This is a genomic window from Rubinisphaera italica (genome assembly GCF_007859715.1).
Classification (GTDB): domain Bacteria; phylum Planctomycetota; class Planctomycetia; order Planctomycetales; family Planctomycetaceae; genus Rubinisphaera; species Rubinisphaera italica.
Genome location: NZ_SJPG01000001.1, coordinates 2,939,192 through 2,959,848, shown reverse-complemented (window position 1 = coordinate 2,959,848; position 20,657 = coordinate 2,939,192). Strand labels below are relative to the sequence as shown.

12 protein-coding genes are annotated in these 20,657 nt (G+C 46.6%); 5 read left to right on the top strand and 7 right to left on the bottom strand.

Going from position 1 to position 20,657, the window contains the following annotated elements; genetic code table 11:
- Positions 1 to 290: 290 nt before the first annotated feature.
- Positions 291 to 3,125 carry a multiheme c-type cytochrome gene (locus Pan54_RS11040; protein WP_146503538.1) on the top strand — a complete coding sequence of 945 codons (2,835 nt, stop codon included), beginning with the start codon at positions 291 to 293 and terminating at the stop codon, positions 3,123 to 3,125.
- A 165-nt stretch (positions 3,126 to 3,290) separates the two neighbouring features.
- Positions 3,291 to 5,210, top strand: a complete 1,920-nt coding sequence (locus Pan54_RS11035) for a CRTAC1 family protein (RefSeq protein WP_146503537.1) — start codon at positions 3,291 to 3,293, stop codon at positions 5,208 to 5,210.
- Positions 5,211 to 5,409: 199 nt separating this feature from the next.
- Here the strand turns inward: Pan54_RS11035 and Pan54_RS11030 are convergent, their stop codons facing one another.
- The 7 genes from Pan54_RS11030 to Pan54_RS11000 form a co-directional block, all read right to left on the bottom strand.
- Positions 5,410 to 7,794: a serine/threonine-protein kinase gene (locus tag Pan54_RS11030; RefSeq protein WP_146503536.1), complete on the bottom strand. Its 2,385-nt coding sequence runs from the start codon at positions 7,792 to 7,794 to the stop codon at positions 5,410 to 5,412.
- A 453-nt stretch (positions 7,795 to 8,247) separates the two neighbouring features.
- On the bottom strand, positions 8,248 to 9,318 hold the full coding sequence (locus Pan54_RS11025) for a GNAT family N-acetyltransferase (protein ID WP_146503535.1): 1,071 nt from the start codon (positions 9,316 to 9,318) through the stop codon (positions 8,248 to 8,250).
- Positions 9,315 to 10,388: a GNAT family N-acetyltransferase gene (locus tag Pan54_RS11020; RefSeq protein WP_146503534.1), complete on the bottom strand. Its 1,074-nt coding sequence runs from the start codon at positions 10,386 to 10,388 to the stop codon at positions 9,315 to 9,317. Before Pan54_RS11020 ends, Pan54_RS11025 begins: the two co-directional genes overlap by 4 nt.
- The gene (locus tag Pan54_RS11015) at positions 10,388 to 11,875 is read right to left on the bottom strand and encodes an O-antigen ligase family protein (RefSeq protein ID WP_146503533.1); all 1,488 of its coding nucleotides are present in this window, start codon (positions 11,873 to 11,875) and stop codon (positions 10,388 to 10,390) included. Before Pan54_RS11015 ends, Pan54_RS11020 begins: the two co-directional genes overlap by 1 nt.
- A gap of 49 nt (positions 11,876 to 11,924) precedes the next feature.
- On the bottom strand, positions 11,925 to 13,097 hold the full coding sequence (locus Pan54_RS11010) for a glycosyltransferase family 2 protein (RefSeq protein WP_146503532.1): 1,173 nt from the start codon (positions 13,095 to 13,097) through the stop codon (positions 11,925 to 11,927).
- Positions 13,094 to 15,988, bottom strand: a complete 2,895-nt coding sequence (locus Pan54_RS11005; RefSeq protein WP_146503531.1) for a glycosyltransferase — start codon at positions 15,986 to 15,988, stop codon at positions 13,094 to 13,096. The genes Pan54_RS11010 and Pan54_RS11005 overlap by 4 nt, the downstream gene beginning before the upstream one ends.
- On the bottom strand, positions 15,985 to 17,436 hold the full coding sequence (locus Pan54_RS11000; RefSeq protein WP_146503530.1) for a GumC family protein: 1,452 nt from the start codon (positions 17,434 to 17,436) through the stop codon (positions 15,985 to 15,987). Before Pan54_RS11000 ends, Pan54_RS11005 begins: the two co-directional genes overlap by 4 nt.
- A gap of 92 nt (positions 17,437 to 17,528) precedes the next feature.
- On the opposite strand from Pan54_RS11000, the gene Pan54_RS10995 reads away from it, so the two are divergent.
- The 3 genes from Pan54_RS10995 to Pan54_RS10985 are packed head-to-tail and all read left to right on the top strand — an operon-like array spanning position 17,529 to position 20,393.
- Positions 17,529 to 18,422: a sugar transferase gene (locus Pan54_RS10995; RefSeq protein ID WP_207310109.1), complete on the top strand. Its 894-nt coding sequence runs from the start codon at positions 17,529 to 17,531 to the stop codon at positions 18,420 to 18,422.
- Positions 18,423 to 18,461: 39 nt separating this feature from the next.
- The gene (locus Pan54_RS10990) at positions 18,462 to 19,352 is read left to right on the top strand and encodes a hypothetical protein (RefSeq protein ID WP_146503529.1); all 891 of its coding nucleotides are present in this window, start codon (positions 18,462 to 18,464) and stop codon (positions 19,350 to 19,352) included.
- Between the two features lie 54 nt (positions 19,353 to 19,406).
- On the top strand, positions 19,407 to 20,393 hold the full coding sequence (locus Pan54_RS10985; protein WP_146503528.1) for a polysaccharide deacetylase family protein: 987 nt from the start codon (positions 19,407 to 19,409) through the stop codon (positions 20,391 to 20,393).
- The last annotated feature ends 264 nt before the right edge of the window (positions 20,394 to 20,657 follow it).

The window sequence follows — 20,657 nt, the reverse complement described above, 5'->3', positions numbered from 1 at the left end:
GTATTCAGCATAACGTTTGAAGGGGAGTTAACATAGCTTGTGTGACTGTTGGAGCTGCGAGTGCCGACCAGAGGGGCTCCGACCTGACTGATGTTTGGTAGACCACGGTATGTCGCAAATTGCCTCGGATGTAATTTACTCTATTTTCTTTCTATTGAATTATGGACCACATATCGTATTCATTGTGCCGGAGGGAACCGAGGCTTGTTTCCAACTGTTTGCATTTGATATAAGTGATTATCCATGCATCTGCTTGCAATATTTCATTTTCCACTCGATTCATTACTCTTATGCCTGATCAGAATACTACTAATCCCAGGAATCGTCCTGCAATTGGTAAACCATTGCGGAAGCTTTACCATTTTGTCCTGGCCCTATGTGTTCTGATTGTCGCAAATTCGATTTATCTGGCGGGTGTGACATTTCTGGAATGGTTTCAAAATGAAATCCTTCAGAACTACTTTTATCAGGTAATGTTTCTTTGCCATATTCTGCTTGGGCTCATTCTGCTGGTTCCAGTCGGTTTGTTTGTTGGTTATCACTGGAGCAATACCAGGAATCGCAAAAACCGACGAGCCGTTCGTGTCGGATATGCATTAACTGGTATCGTGCTTTTACTATTCGTGAGTGGTCTGCTACTTGTCCGTGTCTCAGGCGTCTTTGAGTTGAAGCATCCGCTGTCTCGCTTAGCGATCTATTGGCTTCACGTTGGGACTCCACTGATGATATTGTGGCTGTACTGGATGCACCGACTGGTTGGTCCGAAATTTCGCTGGAATTCTGGGGCGCGCTTCGGTATCGCAACACTGGCGCTGATTGCCGGGATGATCGCCCTGCATTTTCAGGACCCGCGTACCTGGCAGGTTGCCAGACCGGAAAGTGGGACTCAGTATTTCGAACCCTCGTTAGCTCGAACATCTTCCGGGAATTTCATTCCTGCCAAGACATTGATGAATGATGAATACTGCAAAGAATGCCATGCCGATGCCCACAAAGGCTGGGAAAAGAGCGCTCATCATTTCAGTTCATTTAATAATCCTGCTTATCTGGTCAGTATCCGAGAAACCCGCCGAGTCGCTTTTGAACGGGATCAATCAGTACAGGCTTCTCGCTGGTGCGCAGGATGTCACGATCCTGTCCCATTTTTCAGTGGCGCATTTGACGATCCCCAATTTGATGATGTGAATCATGCGACTTCGCAGGCAGGAATCACTTGTACCACCTGCCATGCGATTACAGAGATCCCCAGTGTTCGCGGTAATGCTGATTTTGTGATTGATGAACCCGTTCATTATCCGTTCGCATTCAGTGAGAACGAACTATTACAGTGGGTCAATAAGCAACTCGTCAAAGCCAAGCCTGAGTTTCATAAGAAAACGTTCCTCAAGCCACTGCACCAATCGACGGAATTCTGTTCAACCTGTCATAAAGTCAGCCTGCCTATTGAACTGACCAAATATAAAGAATTTTTGCGGGGACAGAATCATTACGACTCATTCTTTCAAAGTGGTATTTCCGGGCACAATATCCGCAGCTTTTATTATCCTCCGATTGCGGATCAGAATTGCAATCGTTGCCACATGCCATTGAAAGCTTCAAATGATTTTGGAGCGGCTCTCTTTGATGAGAGCAATCTGTTGAAAATTCATGATCATCTGTTTGTGGGAGCAAATACTGGCCTCGCTTGGCTTAAGGATAATCCGGAAATCATTCGTGCTCATCAAGAGTTTATGAAAAAGGATGTCATTCGTCTGGATCTGTTTGGCATTCGTGAAGGAACTTCAGTCGATGCCAATTTGATTGCACCACTGCGTCCTACTGTTCCTGAACTTGAGCCGGGAAACAGTTATCTGATCGAAATGGTTATTCGAACGCTACGGGAATTGGGACACCATTTCACCCAGGGCACGACGGACTCCAATGAAATCTGGATCGAAATCGTTGTGAAAAGTGGCGATCGAATTATCGGTCACAGTGGTGGGTTGGATGAAAAACGTCGTGTCGATCCGTGGTCACATTTTGTGAATACATTTATGCTCGATCGGGAAGGTAACCGAATTGATCGGCGAAATGCTCAGGATATTTTCACGCCACTTTACAGTCATCAAATTGGTCCCGGGACGGCTCAGTCTGTTCATTATCGCATTGATGTTCCCGAAGATGTCGAACAACCGATCGAAGTCATCGCCAGATTGCATTATCGCAAATTCGATTCAACTTATATGGACATTATTTCCAAGAGCCTGAAACCGGAAGATGCACCGCTGCGAGGCAAAGAGCCCGGCGAGGAGTATTTGAATCCGCTACCGATCATTACTTTGGCCGAAGATCGAATCGTAATCCCTGTTGCAGGTCTGGAGAGTCCGATACCTGAACAGGAATCTTCCATTCCCACCTGGCAACGTTGGAATGATTACGGAATTGGGATGTTACTCAAAGGCAAGGTAGAATTACGGCAGGCGGCTCAAGCCTTTGAGAATGTGGAAGCCAGCGGACGTTACGATGGCCCGCTTAACCTGGCACGTGTCTATTTTAATGAGGGGCGACTCGATGAAGCCGTCGCAGCTGTGGCTAGAGCGTCAACAGCTGCCAATCCGAAAGCTCCCAACTGGACATTGGCCTGGATGAGCGGAATCGTAAACCGCCAGCAAGGTTATTTGGAGGAAGCTATAACAAATCTGGAAAGTGCACTCTACGATAGAACGCCAGAAATGATTGAACGTGGCTTTGATTTCAGTCAGGACTACACGGTGATCAATGAACTGGCACAAACGTATTTTGACATGGCAAAGCGAAACCGCGGTGAGGAGCGTCGATCTATTCGCGAAGAGTATCTCAGGAAGAGCCGAGATGAATTCCAAAAAGCATTATTGCTCGATCCGGAAAACGTGACCTCTCACTACGGTTTGCAACTGGTGTATGCACAACTTGGAGATATTAAACGTTCAGAAGAACATATGATCTTACATACGAAGTATAAACCGGACGATAATGCTAAAGACCGTGCGATTGCAGCAGCCCGTGCAAAATATCCGGCCGCAAATCATGCCTCGGAACCTGTTGTGATTTACGATCTGCAACGTGAGGAAACAAAATCCTATACTGAATCTCCGAAGACTGACTGACGTGTTCACTGTTCTGAAATTAAATATTTAATTGTCAATATTAGTATCAATACAATGCGAGTAATTCATTGGTGAAATCAAGCATTGAAAAGAGTACAAGCTTGAATGACTTCTGGTTGATTGTGAATAATTCGGTTTAGTGTTGATAGAAATTCCTGTTCTAAAATGACAAATCCAAACGAAATAGTTCCTGACACTGAAGTTGATGAAGCCGATGATGCTATCATCGGTCAGGCCTTTACCTATTCTGTCGTTTCCATGTTCGTCTTGATGGTGATCGCCGGGATCGTTGCTTATTTTGTCTGGCCGGAGATTCCAGAGGAAGTTACTCGAACTTCAATCATTGAGATGCCGGAATTGCGAGATCGCCAGGAATCGGAAATTCCGAAGATACCGTTTCAGGATATTACAGAAGAAGCCGGAATTCATTTTCGACATGAAAACGGAGCAAACGGAGAGAAACTCCTTCCTGAAACAATGGGAGGAGGTTGCGCATTTTTTGATTGCGACAACGATGGCGACCAGGATATTCTCCTCATCAATTCCAAAGCATGGAAGAATTCCCCGGAGGAAATGCCAGCTCGAACAGAGTTATACCTGAATGATGGGACTGGCCGTTTCACGGAAGCAGCCGAGGAGTGGAATATCAATCTGGAACTTTATGGAATGGGTGTTGCCTGTGGTGATTATGACAACGATGGCAATACCGATGTTTACATCACAGCGGTTGGCTCCAATAAATTGCTGAGAAACACCGGAGCTGCATTTGAAGATGTTACCGAATTCAGTGGAGTCAATGGTGGGGATGAAGACTGGAGCACATCGGCAGGCTGGTTTGATTACGATCATGATGGACGACTCGATTTATTCGTCTGTAATTATTTGCAATGGTCACGTGAGTCCGATGCGAATCAGAATTTTCAACTGATTGGTAATGAGCGGGCTTATGGACGTCCTCAGTATTTTCCGGGTTCTTTTTCCGTTCTATATCACAATGAAGGCAAGGGGCAATTTCGGGATGTCAGTCGGGAAGCAGGAATTCAGATTACGAATTCCACGACAGGGAAACCGCTTGGGAAGTCCCTGGGTGTGACATTTGATGATTTCGATGGCGATGGCTTTCTGGACATTTTTGTTTCTAACGATACCGTGCAGAATTTCTTATTTCACAATCAACAGGATGGAACATTTTCTGAGATTTCCATCGTCTCTGGTGTCGCTTACGATTCCAATGGGAATGCCAGGGGAGCGATGGGCATCGATAGTAGTCGATTTCGGAATAATGAGGAGATCGGAATCGCGATCGGAAATTTTGCCAATGAAATGACGGCTCTGTATGTTTCTCCAGAAAAGAGTTTGCAATTTAATGATGAGGCGATTTCTAATGGACTGGGGCCTATGACTCGACTGGAGCTGACCTTTGGTATCTTCTTTTTCGACGCCGATCTCGATGGAAGGCTCGATTTGATGACCGCGAATGGTCATCTTGAAGAGGACATCAATAAAGTTCAATCGAGTCAGTTTTATGAACAGCCTCCACAGTTGTTCTGGAACTGTGGACCTGATGCGATTTCTGAATTTGTGCCTTTAAGATCAGAGAAGACGGGGAAAGAATTTTCGAAAAGATTGGTTGGGCGAGGAGCAAGTTATGCGGATATCGATCTCGATGGTGATCTCGATATTTTAGTCACGACAACCGGGAATTCTCCCCGCTTGCTACGCAATAATCAGGAATTGGCTAACAACTGGATTCGATTCGAACTGACTGGAACCGATTCCAACCGAAATGCAATTGGAGCCGTCGTGAAAATTAAGACGGAAATGGAGACTCAAGTACGGCGCGTAATGCCAACAAGAAGTTATCTCTCTCAGGTTGAATTGCCGGTGACTTTTGGACTGGGGACATCAGAGCAAATCCTCGAAGCAGAAATTCTCTGGCCGAGTGGAGTTTCAGAAAAATTAAATGATCTGCAAATCAATCTTATCTATCAAATCACCGAAGGCGATTCAAAACTGAATTCACCTCAAGCCTCTACCCCAGCTTCAAATAAGGGAAAGAATCGGAGCCTAAGCCTTCTCCCGTGATCTGGTATTTCTCATCAACTATGCTATTTACTTTCTATCGTATTCTGGATCACAGTTCACATTCATTGTACCGGATGAGCCTCGTAAGTTAGTCTGAATCTGCCTGCTCATTTCGTACGAACCTCAAACAACTCAGTGAAACACTTTCTCCCAGACTTTAAGTTTTATGGCATGAGTTTATACCTATTATTAGTGATTCTCATTCTGAGATGAGAAGAAAACAGAGCCATTTGCTATTGGGAGTATCGTTTAATCGAATTTTCTGAGCCACAACAAGGTTCCCATCGGTAAACATGTCAGGGGCATTGTCATTCTGCAGGTATTTCTGAATATCCGCAGGCAGGACTTCACTACTCATTCCTCGGGTTGCCACCTGAAATTGTCCTTGCGGATCAAGGTACAATAAGATGCGTTGGCTACTGTTGATCACATATGCATGCTGCCCCTGCTGAACGAATCCTTCCAGTAAAGCGCGTAGTCCTGTTTCAAGGTCGATTTCAATAGTAACGATCCCAAAGAGAGTTCCCGTTTTTTGATCATAAACTGGAGTTCCACTAATGATCACGCTGCTAGAGGTGGACGGGACCCCATTGATTTCCTGTTGGGTGATTTCTTCCTGATAAACGTCTTCAGGTTGCATGCTCCGAATCGTTCTGAGAACAGGCGTCTCTGTGACGGGTTGCAATCTTGCAGTTGGAACAATGTGTACCCGACTTCCGAGAGCCCGTCTACGTTCTACTCGGACAAGCGGTATTGTGCTCTGCTCGCTATTTTCCGGATCGATGACCCAAAAAGAAACAGAGAGGTATTGTGGGTTGGCTTCTAATAAACCCATATAAATACTCTGCAGTCGTTTGACCCAGATTTCCTCTGATTCTGCCTCTTCCGGTTTGTCTTCTGAACGTGCCTGAATAATACCTTCAATCGGAGGTAGGGTCGACATGAATCTGACATTCTTGACCAACTCTTCACTTCGAGATTCAACTTTCGACACCAATTGATGTGACTGTGACTTTAAAGCTTCGAATCGAGCATGACGCTCGACTTCCATTGTGTTTCGTGTCGCGATCCCAAAGGTGACACCACTCACTACAAGGATCGTCAGCAAGGCTGCGCAGATTTGTGAAAGCAGGCGATGATTGCCGATCCAACGGGCGGTACGAGTTTTCCAGGGTTCGATATACGCACTCACCGGCTCCCCCGCCATCCAACGTTGAATTTCCTCAGCCAGCTCAGCAGCGGACTGATATCTATTATAGGATTTAACAGAGAGAGCTTTGGAACAAATCGCTTCGAGTTCCGGTGGTGTATCCGGATTGAGACTGCTCGCAGCAGGTGGTTCCTGACTTACGATTGAACGCAGCAGTTCAGACATCGTACTTCTCGAACTGACGTTTCCCTGAATTCGATCGTGCGGGGCAAAACCGGTCAAAATGGAGAATAATATTGCGCCCAGACCGTACACATCCGTCGTCTCGTTAATGTCGTCCAATCGACCTGTCGCCTGTTCCGGGGACATGTACATTGGCGTACCGAGAATCTGTCCGTCCTGCGTCTGCTCACTTAAGTTATATCCTGAATTTAGAAAGTTTTCACAACTCTCGATAAGGTCGAGTTCTCCAGTAAGTTTTGCCAGTCCCCAATCGAGTACGATGACCTGTCCGTAGCTGTCGAGTACGACGTTTTCCGGCTTCAGATCACGATGGATCACATTTTTTGAATGTGCATACGCGATGGCCTGACAGATTGAAACAAACGATGTCAGCAGGTAGTGCAGTTGCAGGTGATCTTTCTGTCCGGCAAGTCGTCTTTCGTGAAATTCATCGATCGCATTTTCAAGAGTTCGCTTACCAATGTAACGCATTACATAAAATGGTTGTTCGCTTTGCTGATCGGTACCGAATTGATGAATGGGAACGATGCTGGGATGTTCGAGTCGTCCTGTGATTTCTGCCTCCCGACGAAATCTTCGAACCTCTGGGGAGTTCTCATGACTGCTACGCAGGATTTCCTTGATCGCCACAAGACGCTTCAGATTTTCGTCGCGAGCAAGCCAGACAATCCCAAGACCTCCCTGGCCCAACTTTTTCAATAGTCGAAATTCGGAGTTGGTTACTCTCGTTGGCGAATCGAGATCGTCAACCGCACTGAAGCTCAATCCAAGACACTCCGCAATCTTTCCATTTTGATCAAGATGCTTGATCAACAATTCTTTCGGCGAAAGAGAAGAAGAGTTTTGGTCGCTCCTTGCACGCGATTGGCTGCGTTGAAGTTTCTGTTCGGCCAACTCTTCCAGTGCCAGGCACTCTTCAGGAGTGAGTGCTGCTTTAGCGGTGAGATGTTCAGAAAGTGACAAATCACCATGAATCGTCCAGTCTTTTACTAATCCGGCGATTTGCTTTTGAGTGAGATGCCCAGTCTCAATAGCCGACAAAGCAAAAGCTAAATCTCGTTCATGCTGACGTGTTAAATGTTTGGCAGTTGAGTTCGATTCTATGCGAGTGGCTTCATTATGCGGATCCAGAGGAGTCAAAACGGTTTTGAAGTCAGCCGATTGAGTTGCAGGTGTGACATCGGAACTCATTATGAATTATTTCACTTAAATTTGTTGAGTACATAGTAATCGACCACTGCTATAAGTGGTGGCTTTGGCCTGCCCCGTAAACGGGGTGATGATTCCGGGCCTATTTGATTTCAATATCATATTTCAACGACTGATTAGCAATACCAACGACATTTTACTCACTCCGCAACGACCTTTTCTAATCAGACATTTAGAATGTTGATGATCAATCGATAGTGCAGTCAACATCAACTTAACCATCTACTTTTCGAAAATAATCTCGCTGGACCGGCAGAGACTTTCAGAGACGCACGGTCTTAAAAAATGGGTTAGTACGTACTGAAATTCGAGACCGATTTCCTGAACACTGCAGACGATTGAGTGATCAGCCAAGTTCCAATTGTTAAACTCTCTGATCACTGGGAACTCAGGCAGAAAATATCAGACCGTTGTGACAAACAACAAGGCTGCCATTTATCGAAACGCCAGCCATTGTCGGAATTGCTTTGTCATATCCAGTGGCTTTTCCAGAACGGTACTGTATTGTGAATTTCGTAGGGATTTTTTCGTTTGATACCATAATCCACGTGACCTGGATACTAGTCCGTTCCGATTCACCATCCCTTCTGCAATGGTTGCATCGTTTGATTTGAGATCCTGCTTGTATCTCTCGGAACCTGGGCCAAAATCGACTCGCGTGATTCCTCTCTCGCAACCAGCCTCGAACAGTTTGAGCATGTGAGAGATACCGGGAGAGTATTTCTGGAATTCCATATCGTATGCAGGAAACCAGAGATGCAAGTTTGTCGGAGACATCAATCCAAGATGAACCGCAACAAGCTGATCGCCTGCATACATGGCACTAAGAGGAGCAGAAAACTTCTCAAAGTGAGATTCAGCAAATGTTCTCAATAAATCCTGAACCCACTGGTGCTGAAAGATCTCGAGCACGTTTGTTCGACGGTGCTGAGCCCATTTCCATTCGATCAGTTTTTGCAGCACATGGGGATCTGTACTGTGCCACTCAAATCGAAGTTCACCCTGCTCGCGTTCCAGCTTGCGAAGTTTTCTTTCTGACTGGGACAGGAAAGATCCCTTGGCTCGCTGTTCAATGCGATACTGTTCGTAACCCTGGGAGAGGTTGACATAGGGACTTAACTTCGTTCCCCATTGATAGCGGGAAAAGGTAGTCTGGCTTACAGGAAGATGATCGAAATGCCAGGATTGAATCCCGCAGGCTTTAAACATCTCAATGGGATTCCACTCGATTTGGGGATCGATGATGGCTCCGTGAGATTCAGAGAGTCGTCCAACTGGTGAATTTGCAACGTGGTTGTGCCGCTGATACGGAAAGAATCCAACGGGGATTCCATCCTCATCAATGACTGCGATCTCGACATCATCGCGTGCCAATGCAACGAGTTGAGTGAATTCTGGACGCAGGAAAGGTGTGTTTAATTCAGGATGTTCATCCAGAATATCGCTCCAGCGTTCCCAGTAGCCATGGGGGAATTCTTGAATTGGATAATTGAAATAAGTAATCATGAGGCCCCCATTGTGGATTTATTTTGCCACTGGCGTATCAGTTTTTTCGGTTTCTGCAAAGTCGATTTGAAACGTGATTGTTTCACCCACTGTTTTGCGTGAAGTAAAGAACGACGGATAAACCTTCTGGTTGAACTGCGGTCATAACACGCCTCTGCTACTGAAACCGCACCACTCGCGAGACTGTCTTTATAGGAATCGTTTCCTTTGCCCAGATCGAGTCGCGAAATCCCCAACTCGGCACATTGCTCTGCCATTCGGAGCAGGAGAATCAAGCCGGGTGAGTATTTGTGAAATTCGTAATCGTATGTAGGGAACCAATAATGCAGGCAATTATTCGTGAACATCCCGAAATGAACCGCCACAACACGATCATGGATTCGCAGTGTCGAGAGTGCCCCATTCATTCCTGATTGTTCAGTTTGATGGAGATGTTTCAGAAAGTTCTTCACCCACTCAAATTCCAGAATATCTGCTGTGTTTGTGGCTTGCCGTTGGGCCGACTTCCATTCGAATAGTGAATGCATCGCATGTTCGTCCATGTCCTGCCATTGAAACGTGATCGGCCCAACTTCACGTTCCATTTTGCGTTCTTTACGAAGGACCTGGGACAAGGATCGATTCCCCGATTCACGTCGTGCGGTCAGATATTCCTGATAACCGTGACTCAGATCCATGTAGGGGGAATCGCTTTGACTGAGAATGGATTCTGTTGGAATTTCTGCATGGACAAGATGATCAAAATGAATCTGTGAGAGATTCAATCGCTTGAGCAATCCCGGTTGATCGAATTGAATCGGTTCTTGTGAAATACAACCCTGAAAATCTGCGAGTTTGATGCCCAGGGGTCTTCCAACTTTTCCGTCATGTCTTTCAAAGGGCAAATATCCAGTAGGCTGGCTATCTTCTGTAAAGACTGCCACCTCGATCTGGCGTCGAAATTTCGCAATGGACTGAGTGTAAGCAGGGTGTAAGAATGGTGAAGAGAATTGTGGTTGATGCGTGAGTGATCGCCACAGGGAGAGTTCCTGCTCTGATAAATTGTCGGGATGTTTTAGTTGAACTTCCATCAAATACCCTCATGCTCAAACTTAGGCGAATCGGAAATGGGCATTTTTATCATCGAGGGATTGAGCGATTTAATTCTCAGACTCGCTTCGGCTATTCCGACCATCAACCAGAAGTAACGAATGTAGGCAAAGTGCAGAAACAATCCAGTAATGCCATAAACCAGCAACATGTAGAATACTGCCATTTTCAGACCAGAGAGTTCGCCAACGTCTTCTTCTGTTTGACGATACAACCCGACTCCAAGTGTTACGAAAAGCCCCAGCAGTCCTGTCAACCCGAGTAGACCATTCTCGGCAGCAACATCCAATGGTAAACAATGGGCCTGTCGTTCTGGATCAAGCGCACGGATGCCGATTCGTTCTCCATATTCCCGCGAATAGTATTTGAACTGACCAGGTCCAACTCCAATCAGAGGATGATCCCGAAACACAAGTAAAGCTGCTCCCATTTCCGTGGCTCGTCCCTTGAGAGCGCCATCCGCTTCGGAATGTTTTCCTGACATCAATAAAGATTTCAGATCCAACAGACTCGAAAGACGTGTGCGATACTGGGGGGTCGCCATTAAACCCGCAAAGAGAAGGGCACCAACCACTGCAACTTTGAATCGATTGACGTGCCTTAAGATGGCTGCCAGAACAATAATAAACCCTGCACACAAAATTGTGCTTCTTGAAAATGCCAGAAAGACGCCAGAGACTGCACAAAGGAGGGCTATCGTGGCTAGCAATCGTAAAAGACCTCGTTCGTCACGGATACGGAATAACGCGAGTGGAACCAGCATGAGCATAATCTGCGCGTAACGGTTTTTTTCGCCAATGGGACCGGAAAGTCTCATTTGTTCGACTTCATCATCGTCTGTGGTGAAGCCAGGTTCATCACCGGTTTGAGCCAGTCCACCGTAATTGTTTTCAAACGTCCCACTCAACTGCTGGAACAGTGGAATCCCCCCCGAGATTAATCCCGCAACCAGTAACGACCATGTAACATTTCTTAACGTTGATTTATCTCGAATGACATTGACGACGAGAAGATAGAGCAGCAGGCCTTCCAGTAGAAAGGAATTGAATTCAACCCACGCCAATTGAGGCTGCTTAGCAAATAATGCCCCCAGAAACTGAGAGAGCGTGAGGAGGGCGATCCATATAAACGAGCGTCCGAGAATAATCGGCTGACGACGCAGTACGATAAAATACAACAGGGGAATAATCAGTAACCCCACAACAGCATGGGCAGCTATTGCTGGAACACCATGGAATCTCACTGCGACTGCTGCGAGGTTGGAATATACACAAAAAAAGACTAGATAGGTTGCGACGTTCACGGACCGCCAGATCAAAGCGGCAGCAATGACCGCAATAAATAATCCAGCCGCCAATTTCGGGGAGATTAAGAGCAACCCACCCATTCCGATGGAGACAATTGCGACTAAGCCGACGATGAAGCCGGTTTTCGTGTCGAATGGTGTTGTCTGTTGGAATGTACTCATTGGAAATTCTAAATAGAGCGAAAAGTGAAATCTCAATGTGGCCTGAAAATTAACTCGTGGGAGTTGTCAATCCGCCACGATGCGGGTTCCAGAGAGTGACCTGATGGCCGCGTAATAAATTCATGATTGCCATTAATACGGCGACATTGATCATGCAGAAATAGAATGGAAGCGACATCAACCTAGGAGGCTTTCTCCTGGTCATCGAAGCGACACAACCGGCTACAGCCAGACCAATAAATAAAATTTCCAATATCGTCGCCGCTTGATATATCCACCCCTGATTCCACAGAAGTGGAGTGATTATGCCGAGCGCCAGGATTGGAAGTACAACCAGCCTGCGTAGTAATTTGTGCGAGAACAGTTGGAATGAATAAAATCCATACTTGAAGGGATTTAGTAACGTTCTCATGCACCAGACTGCTCGCAATCCGCGAGTTGTAACTCTGGTTTTGCGCCCCAATTCCGCTTTGACCGCCCCAGCTGCGGGCTCTCTGCAGATGGCTTGAGGGTTGAAAATCAGGCGATATCCCTGAGCAATGACGCGAGTAGAAGTAACAAAATCATCTGTCACGCCTTCGGGAACCGGTTGAAACAGGAACCGTCGAATCGCATAGATGGCACCTGTTGCTGAAATCACATGCCCGGAACGAGATTGCCAGATTTTCATCCAACGATCGAAGTTCCAGTAACTTTGTTCGCCGGAAGCCGCGGCTCCGTCGTCATAATTCTTACTATAAACCTGATTGCCTGCGACGCCACCAATCGACAAATCTGCAAAAGGCTTGACCAACTCTCGAATGGAGTCAGCAGCGTACATGCTGTTTGCATCGGAAAAGACTAGAATGTCTCCGTTGGCCTGGTGCACGGCTGCATTCAAAGAGCGTGCCTTACCTGCCCGTGGAAGTTTCAGCAGTTTGATTTGATTATTCTGATAACCCGCGACAATTTCATTCGTTCGGTCAGTCGAACCATCCGAGGCCACCAGCACCTGAAGTTTCTCGGCTGGATAATCCAACTCAAGAACGTTCTTCATCTTCTCTTCAATACCTGCCTCTTCATTATAACAGCAGATAATCAGGCTCACCGCAGGGGTGATCTCTTCGCATTGAAATGTTTTCCGTACGACGAGACTTCGTAGGAATGTCAGTAGAGGAAATCCCAGGTAGGCATAACCAATTACGAATAAGCAGACGAGAAAGGTCATTTCCAGAGGTGTCATACAGGCATCTCCTGAGATTGATATCGAGAGGGTTGATGTGTGTCTTCTTCGGTCGATTGTTCGATGAACTCATTTGCCAATTTATGGTCTGGAAGAATGACATGCAGAAGTTTCCCGGAGTTGATGGCGACATCAAATTCTTCACGAACAAATTGATACCCCTGCGCTGTCAAGCGATTACGAAGGGTATGATCGGAAGCCAGTGTCAGGATGGCTTCGGCGAGTCCTGTTGTATCGTGAGGTGGAACCAGTAGACCGGTTTGATTGTGCTTAACCAGTTCTGGTATTCCTGAAAGATCACTGGCGATGGCAGGAATATGAGAGGCCATCCCTTCCATTAACACGACAGGAATTCCTTCACGGCGTCCATCTGCAGTGGGAACACTCGGAGCAATGATCACATCGATCTGTTTTAGCAGCTGTTGAATTTCATGAGACGTCTTTCGTCCATGGAAAACAACACGATTTTGCAAACCCAACTGCCTCACAAATTCTTCAAGTGATTTTCGATCCGGCCCATCTCCTATTAAATGGCAGGTGAATTCGAAGGCATCGTCATGCAGACGCTTACAGGCTTCGATCAGTTGGAATTGACCTTTCACCTCATGCAGCGTTCCGATACAGATCATTTGAAAGGGGCCAAGGCCCTGCTCGTAATCTGTCGGTTCCAATTGAGGTGTAAAAATATCAGGATCTATTCCGCAGTGAATCACATGGATTCGTTCGGCAAATTGCTCGCCGCAATGATTGATAATCAGTTTTCTATTGTAATCGGAAATCGTAATCGTTGCCGCAGCGGCTTCGACTTTTTTCTGAAGCATGCTTTGATCCCGATGGAGATCTGAACCATGAGCGGTGAAACTGAATGGGATTCCGCTCAGTCGATGAATAACCCAGGCGACCATCGCAGGATGAGATGCAAAGTGGGCGTGCAGATGATCGATCTTCTCGCGTTCCATGCGTTGTGCCAGGTAGATCGATTTCGGAAAGAACAGAATCGCTCCCATCAGAAATCTTCTACTCTTCCTGTTTTCTTTGATCAGGGCAAAAAACGTGCTGAATAATAGGAATGGCTTTGTGCAGAATGCTTTGAGGCAGCTGAATAAAATCGAAATGCTCAACCAGGGAGTGAAGATGGCTCGATCGACATATTTTTTCGCTTCCGGATGTACAAATTTTGTTTTTTCGCGTTGGAGCGGATAAACCGAAACATCAATTCCCAGCTTCTCCATTTCAATCATTTCGCGGAGCACGAATGTTTCCGTTAACTTTGGAAAGCGAGACATCATATAAGCAAGTCGGTACGAACTTTGATGAGGCTCGGGTTTCTTTTCTGCATCGATTCCTAATAAGCGATTCAAAATCCTGACTTTCTTCAATTCCGGGAAGTTACGATCGAACTGGAGATGCTTACGATTGACACAGAGGACGATCCAGGAGCTGAGCAGTACGACCATCGTTCCTGTCACCCAACCCAGATTAAACAGGTAAGACAGACATAAAACACACAATGCGATACAGGTCGTGATGAACTTGGGTACGAATGAACCAAACCCATTCATCTCGTGAACATGACGCCTGACCGCCAACGCTTTCAACGAGCATTGAAAACAGACTCCAACCGCAGCTGCACCAGCTGCGCCGACTGCTCCCCAATGTGAAATCATAAAGCAGGCCAGGATCAAAGTGACTGCAGCTGTCGTCAATTCGATTATGAGAATGGCGTTCATGTGCCCGAGGACTCTGAGCAACAGGCCATTAAATCCATATGATGCTTGAACAAAGTAGGCAGCGGAAAGAATCACGATGAGGAGAGTAACATCGAGATACGCATCTCCGTACAGCAACTGAATTCCAGGTCGGGAGAGTGCCACACTTGCCGCAAAAACAGGAAAGCTCAACGTCATAATCCATAAGCTGGTACTGCGGTGCATTTCCAGCAGCTTCTTTGTTTCACCGGCTGAAAACAGTCGGGAGGCCAGAGGCACAAACATTACCATGAAGTTCAGGATCACCAGTTCGTTGACACGAACCAGCGAGAGCGATGCCCGATACGAAGCCGCTGAATCGGCCGTGGCCAGCCATCCCAGCAGGACAACAAGAATGACACCCCGCATTTGAAATGCGACATCGGAAATCAAAGTTGGAAAGCCATAACGAATGAGCTCCCGAACCGGGAATTTCAGTTCGCGTTTGACGCGATTTGATAACAAACCTTCCTCGGCTACCATTTTCCCAACCAACCACAAATCGATCAGTAAAATGACTCCACCAGAGATGACCATCGCCCATGCAATTTCAATAGGGCCAGCTTGCCAGAGGCAAACGGCACCCACCAGAATTAATTTCAGCAGCGGCCCCACGAAATGCTTTCTGAAGAAAACTGCCCGGGCACCTTTAAGAATTGTCAGCAATGAAAGTGAAACACTGGCAATACCGTTGCCAGGAGTTAGAAATACCACAAGTAACATTAATGGCCAGGTTGTTGCATCCAGCGGGATGGAGCCTGGGAAGAAAAGAGCAAGTATCCATACAAGAGCAATGAGGACAATGCCCAGTGAAATCGGTGCACAGATCGCCAGAATTAAAGATCCTGCAAATCGACCTTGATCGTTTTGCTCGTGATAGATGGCTCCGTATCGCGAAAACGTTTTATCCATACAGAGTACAGCTGCGATCGATAGCAGCTCGACGATTGAAATGACGTATGCCAATTCACCATAAGATGTTTTTGAGAGCGCGCGAATAATGACAACCTGCGTCAACAGATTGAGCAGCAACGAGCAGCCCCGTCCAGCCAGCAGAACCGTTGAACCGCGAATTTGTTTACGAGACGAAGAGTCCGTATTGCAAGTTGAGGAATCGTCGGACGATATCTGAGGATTATTCATCCCTGTTCCTCTCCGGCATACGTTTTCTGGCGAGTCGACTGCTCTGCAGGATTCTTCATATCCTGAATTTCGCGACGCAAAGCATGGATCTGCCCTAGAAGATCCGCCTGAACGGAATCATCCGCTTGAGCTCGATTGTCAATGGATGTCTTGGGAGAATTTTGAGAGTAAGCCGCCAGACAAAGTAAACACGCAACTCCCGCCATGATTCCCATCACAATACTGATAACAAGTACAGGGACAGGCTTCGGCCAGATTGATTCCTGAGGAACGACAAATTCATCCAGCAAGCTGACGACGATCGATCCGTCCCCATTAGCCAACGATTGATTGGCCAGCTTCATCGACTGCAGCGTTTCAGCAATGGAGGCATGCAGTTCACTTACCTGAGCAAGTTTCGCCTGAATCTGCACTTCGTCTCCCTGAATATTGTGAGCAGTTTTTAAACGTTGATTTTCCGCACGGATCAGTTCTCGCAGGGCTTCTTCTTCTTTCTGGAATTGCTTCAGTGAAGCCTGTAATTCAACTTGCAGAACAGCCGATTCGTTCGTATGAGCAGACTCCAGCATGCGTACGCGTTCTTCAATCGATAAACGTTGAGGATGCGAGGGCCCATAAATTTGAGATGCTTCTGCGAGGTCGGTTCGACCTGCATTGAGATTTCGTTCGACTTCTTTGAGAACGATGGAATTCGTCGAATGAACCTGTGATCTGCCGGAATTACGGGATTCCTGCAATAGATCCAATTGCACGGTGAGGGAAGCAATTTCCGATTGGATTTCGATTAACCGTCGAGTTAAAACTTCCATCATGGAATTGGATTGAGTATCCACTTCTGGACTCTCGGAACTGGTGTTTGTACTGATCAACTTCAAATCTTGCTGGAGTTGTGCGATGTCCTGTTCGAGTTCGGCTTTGCGTTGCTCCAGCAAGACGACCGAACGAGACGCCGACGATTTTTCCAGTTCACGCAAATGATTTTGATAACACTTAATAATCGATTCGAGCCGCGCAGTGGCCTGTTGAGGGTCGGAGTGCTGATAGGTCAATTTGATGATGTCGGTTTTGGCGAGCGGATTGACTCGAAGGGCCTCTGCAATCGAGCCGACTTGTTCGCTTTGAGTCTTCGGCTTGGCCGGATCTGTAAGTTCAGGCAGTTCTTCGAGAGAGCGTGTCAATGTTGCAGGACTACGAATCACTTCGGATTGAGTGGCCAGAAATTCTTTGTCATAAGTTTTGGCGAGATTGGTGCTTTCCAAACCCAATCCTAAATTCTGAACGACAATTCTCACCTGAGCTTCATAAATCGGCTTTGTCACAGCCAGATATGCAACGGCCAGGCTGACTGCAAACAATGTTGACAGGCCTACCAGATACCAATATTTGCGGAACAGTTTCCAGTCGAGAAATTCACTCAATGATGAATTTGATGACAATTTGTCAGCCATGATCTAGCCTGCAGATTATAAGGGATTTGCCGTAAGGTTCGATTGTGCGGTTCTGTGTCGTCTGGGATTCAATCAAGTCGAATGAAAACAACATGTCTGTTCAGAAAGTAACGGTTGTTCTGAAGGAATGGCCTTCTGTTCCCAACTTCACTAACGGCATATCGTTTGCACTTAAAAGTGTTTGCTCTTTGAATCGCAGTATCGCACGTTTCTTTCGTACGGATTCACAAAAAGTGTATGTCACAAAATCTACTGAGGATGATGAGTTCCTCTGTCATCTCTCCAAAGGTCGTCAACTGATGTCAGTCACTATGAAACCAGTCGATTACCCTCGCGTAACCAAAAATATGCAGTCTCTGAAATCGTCGAGAAAGGCTTTGAGGAATCCTGTTTACGAAATTACGAAACGGATCTTTGATGTCACAATCTGTCTTTTACTGCTCCCATTTGTTCTGCCCGTCATTATGATTTCTGGGCTGGCCATATTTATTGAAGACCCAGGGCAGATTTTCTTTTTTCAACAGCGGACTGGCCAATTCGGTCGCCGATTCAAGATGTTCAAACTGAGAACCATGTCGAAGAATGCTGAGGAGATGAAAAAGTCTTTGATGCACCTGAACGAATTGACCTGGCCCGATTTCAAAATGAGCAACGATCCCAGAGTTCTACGTGTGGGTAGATTTCTGCGAAAAACGAGCCTGGATGAGCTGCCTCAGATCTTCAATGTTCTCTGCGGAGACATGAGCCTGGTCGGGCCGCGGCCAACTTCATTTGCTGCCACGACGTACACGCTCTGGCATACTGAACGACTGGAAGTGAAGCCGGGCATAACCGGACTCTGGCAGGTGAGTGGGAGAAGTGATGTCGATTTTGATGATCGCCTCAGACTCGATATCGAGTACATCAGAAAACGTAACCTATACTTTGATCTCCAACTGATTTTTCGCACCGTTGCAGCCGTCTTTCGGTCAAAAGGTGCATACTAAGGTCACATTGACCGGTCTTGATATTTTCAGGTGAATCGAATGCAGGCACATCGCTTCTGGATTATCAGCACAATTTGCTGGCTGTTTATCCTGTTCAATATCGAACGACTCTTTCCTACCATCAATATTGCTTCGTTCGTCTATGGGTTGGCAACTCTGAGCGGAGTATGCATGTTAATTTCGAAGTTTGCCAGAAACTCGGCGTTCGGACTCGTCAGTGCAAGTTTTATTCTGGCGTTGGTCATTGTGAAAAGTATTCTCGGATACGAGATACAACTGGAATCCTTATACCTGACATTGGCGGAAGTCGCAGCAGTCGTGCTCACAATGTTTCTGTGTCGTCAAATTGGACAGGGAATTGATGAATTCGCACTTTCCACGGATCAACTTCTGATGACCTACAGTTCTAATTCGGTTCCAGGGATCAAAGAAGCAGAGCCGAAGTTGCTTGAAGAAATTCGCCGGGCACGAAGACATGAGCGTCCCCTCACTTTTCTGGCCCTTTCAGCTGCCTCGCCTTCGCAACAGCCTTTGGAAAAGATGCTGCGTCAGTTAATTCAGAATATCGAAGAGGAATATGTCACTTCGTGTCTGAGCCAGTTTCTGAGCATGGAAACGAAGTCGCACGATTTAATCGTCCGTATGGATAATAAGTTCCTGCTGCTCCTTCCCGAGACGAATCGTTCTGAAGCCGGGCAACTCTCTGACCGACTCAAAGCAGCCTCGAAGTCGAAACTGGGGATTGAACTGACTGCGCAAGAGTATGCGTTCGGGGTCGACGAACTCACTCTCAATGGTGTGCTGAACCGTGTTTCCAGCTTTGGGGTCAAGGGACGTAAGCAGTCTGTGAATGAGAAGTACAATATGGAAACTGCGACCGACAATTCCCGACCTGTCGATGAGGGAACGCTCGTTGAACAAAACTGCTAAACGAGATCAAGTCCAGCTTAAATTTATTGATGATGCCAGGTGAGGCGGAAGAACATGACGCTTAAACGTATTGCTGGGATCGCTTCACAAACAAAGTTATGTGGACATGTACTCAGCCAGCTCGAAAAACTGAATTTTCGATCAACCTCCTTACGAGTGTTGGCCTTTCATCGAATTGGAAATCCTTCCTCCAGTTCCGATTACTATCCTGGCTTGATCAGTACAACGCCAGATCGTTTTTGTGAACAACTCGATTATCTTGCCAATCAAAAGAATGTGGTTTCGATGGATCAGGCGATCGAGTCGATACATGGAAAAGTCAAACTACCCGAACGAGCGGTCTTGCTGACATTCGATGATGCAACGCTGGATTTTGCAGAATTCGCCTGGCCAGAATTGCAGAAAAGAAAGTTGCCTGCAACGGTTTTTGTCCCGACCTCTTATCCAGACAATTCCAACATTCATTTCTGGTGGGATCGACTTTACCGGGCCATTTACAGAGCCCCCGAAGGAACGGTCATTTCTCTGGAAGCTGATCAGCATGTGCTCGGAGCGTTCAATCAAAGGACGAGCGTATTCCGTTACCTGAAAGAGCACTTGAAAACCTTATCGCATGCAGAGTTTCAGCAGGCGATGGAATCGATAGTCTCAGCTTGTCATATTCCTGACCCGGATCACAATAATGTGTTGAGCTGGAGTAAACTTCTCGAACTTCACAAAGCCGGGGTAACTTTGGCACCTCATACTCAGTCCCACCCGATGCTTAATCAGATGGGAGCCGAAGAGGTCGCTGCTGAGGTCACCGGCTCGTGGCAGGATTTGAAATCGTATCTACAATACGATGTTCCCAAAGTGCTCGCCTATCCAGCAGGGGGTGTGACTGCGGAGACAGAACAGGTTCTGATCAACTGTGGTTATGAACTCGCCTTTACGACACGACGTGGCGTTAACTCCTTGCCAGTCATGAATTACTTGCGACTCAACCGTATCAATGTTGGTCAGCGAACCACGTTGGGGCTACTGCGGATGCAATTGTTGTAAAAGTCGTATCGTAGAATGTTTCGCTCAGAATTCGCTCAGCCTCAAACGACTCTGTACATTCGAGCTGATTGGGTATGAATTTCGATGGTTCGATTGTAACGATTATTCCAGTTTTAGTGATTATCCGAGCCTGTTTCAGCCGATCTTCATACAGGGACGTGCTTTGGGAGAGCGCTAATCTGATGGTATGGAATTTGTTTGCTGGAATTTCTCAAGCGAATTGTGAACCGATCGCAATTGACTGATTCACAGATCAAGTTGATT

Excerpts from the sequence above, each read along its gene's own strand:
- Pan54_RS10985 (WP_146503528.1), top strand. The coding sequence starts at position 19,407 with ATGACGCTTAAACGTATTGCTGGGATCGCTTCACAAACAAAGTTATGT.
- Pan54_RS11020 (WP_146503534.1), bottom strand. The coding sequence starts at position 10,388 with ATGGAAGTTCAACTAAAACATCCCGACAATTTATCAGAGCAGGAACTC.
- Pan54_RS10995 (WP_207310109.1), top strand. The coding sequence starts at position 17,529 with ATGTCTGTTCAGAAAGTAACGGTTGTTCTGAAGGAATGGCCTTCTGTT.
- Pan54_RS10990 (WP_146503529.1), top strand. The coding sequence starts at position 18,462 with ATGCAGGCACATCGCTTCTGGATTATCAGCACAATTTGCTGGCTGTTT.
- Pan54_RS11005 (WP_146503531.1), bottom strand. The coding sequence starts at position 15,988 with ATGAATAATCCTCAGATATCGTCCGACGATTCCTCAACTTGCAATACG.
- Pan54_RS11040 (WP_146503538.1), top strand. The coding sequence starts at position 291 with ATGCCTGATCAGAATACTACTAATCCCAGGAATCGTCCTGCAATTGGT.
- Pan54_RS11025 (WP_146503535.1), bottom strand. The coding sequence starts at position 9,318 with ATGATTACTTATTTCAATTATCCAATTCAAGAATTCCCCCATGGCTAC.
- Pan54_RS11035 (WP_146503537.1), top strand. The coding sequence starts at position 3,291 with ATGACAAATCCAAACGAAATAGTTCCTGACACTGAAGTTGATGAAGCC.
- Pan54_RS11010 (WP_146503532.1), bottom strand. The coding sequence starts at position 13,097 with ATGACACCTCTGGAAATGACCTTTCTCGTCTGCTTATTCGTAATTGGT.
- Pan54_RS11030 (WP_146503536.1), bottom strand. The coding sequence starts at position 7,794 with ATGAGTTCCGATGTCACACCTGCAACTCAATCGGCTGACTTCAAAACC.
- Pan54_RS11000 (WP_146503530.1), bottom strand. The coding sequence starts at position 17,436 with ATGGCTGACAAATTGTCATCAAATTCATCATTGAGTGAATTTCTCGAC.
- Pan54_RS11015 (WP_146503533.1), bottom strand. The coding sequence starts at position 11,875 with ATGAGTACATTCCAACAGACAACACCATTCGACACGAAAACCGGCTTC.